Origin of the sequence: Psychromonas sp. SA13A, from assembly GCF_011378715.1 — a bacterium.
In the GTDB taxonomy this organism is placed as follows: Bacteria; Pseudomonadota; Gammaproteobacteria; order Enterobacterales; family Psychromonadaceae; genus Psychromonas.
In genome coordinates this window covers 1-1276 of sequence record NZ_WTKU01000049.1, presented here as the reverse complement: position 1 = coordinate 1276, position 1276 = coordinate 1, and the positions used below count along the sequence as shown (strand labels likewise).

Here is a 1276-nt window from a genome sequence, read left to right as displayed (position 1 = left end):
TAGCGTATCAGAAATGAAGGTATTATCCTCATTATCAACATCATTCGATGTTAATTGACCGCCGGTAATAATAGCCGAATCTGTTTCATCTACTTCCAAACGCTGACTACTCACTACCGCGGCATCATTAGTACCATTAATTTGTATGGTAACGGTGCTAGCTGTGCCATCGATACTAGCTACATTGAAGGTTTCTGATATGTTTTCATTTTCATTTAAGGCATCAAAAGCATCGTTCGCGGTGAAAGTCCAAGTGCCAGATTTATCAATATTAAACGTGCCATAGCTGCCAACCAATGTTTCAGAAATGAAGGTATTATCCTCATTATCTACATCACTAGCAGTTAGTTGACCGCTAGTGGTAATAGCTTCATTCGTCTCACTTAAACTCTGACTTTCACTACTTACCGTAGCCGTATCATTGGTGCCGTTAATTTTAATAGTAACGGTGCTAGCTGTGCCATCGATACTCGCGACGCTGAAGGTTTCGGATATGTTTTCATTTTCATTCAAGGCATCAAAAGCGTCATTAGCGATGAAAGTCCAAGCACCAGACTCATCAATATTAAACGTACCGTATGTGCCGATTAGCGTATCAGAAATGAAGGTATTATCCTCATTATCAACATCATTCGATGTTAATTGACCGCCAGTAGTAATAGCCGAATCTGTTTCATTAATTTCCTGACTTTCGCTACTTACCGTAGCCGCATCATTAGTGCCGTTAATCTGAATAGTGACTTTGCTCGCTGTGCCATCGATACTCGCGACATTGAAGGTTTCAGATATGTTTTCATTTTCATTCAAGGCATCAAAATTGTCGTTCGCGGTGAAAGTCCAAGCTCCAGATTCATCAATATTAAACGTGCCGTATGTGCCAACTAAAGTGCTAGTTTTAAAAGCATTATCTTCATTATCTACATCACTGGCAGTTAGTTGTCCGCTAGTGGTAATAGCTTCATTCGTCTCACTTAAACTCTGACTTTCGCTACTTACCGTAGCCGCATCATTAGTACCATTAATTTGTATGGTAACGGTGCTAGCTGTACCATCAATACTCGCGACGCTGAAGGTTTCGGATATGTTTTCATTTTCATTCAAGGCATCAAAAGCGTCATTAGCTATGAAAGTCCAAGCCCCAGATTCATCAATATTAAACGTGCCGTATGTACCAACTAAAGTGCTAGTTTTAAAAGCATTATCTTCATTATCGACATCACTGGCAGTTAGTTGTCCGCTAGTGGTAATAGCTTCATTCGTCTCACTTAAACTCTGA

At 40.0% G+C, this 1276-nt stretch carries 1 protein-coding gene; it reads right to left on the bottom strand.

What is annotated here, in order from left to right; all coding sequences use genetic code 11:
• Positions 1-1276 (bottom strand): VCBS domain-containing protein (locus GQR44_RS19575; RefSeq protein WP_205963135.1); only part of this gene is annotated, 1276 nt, incomplete at both ends.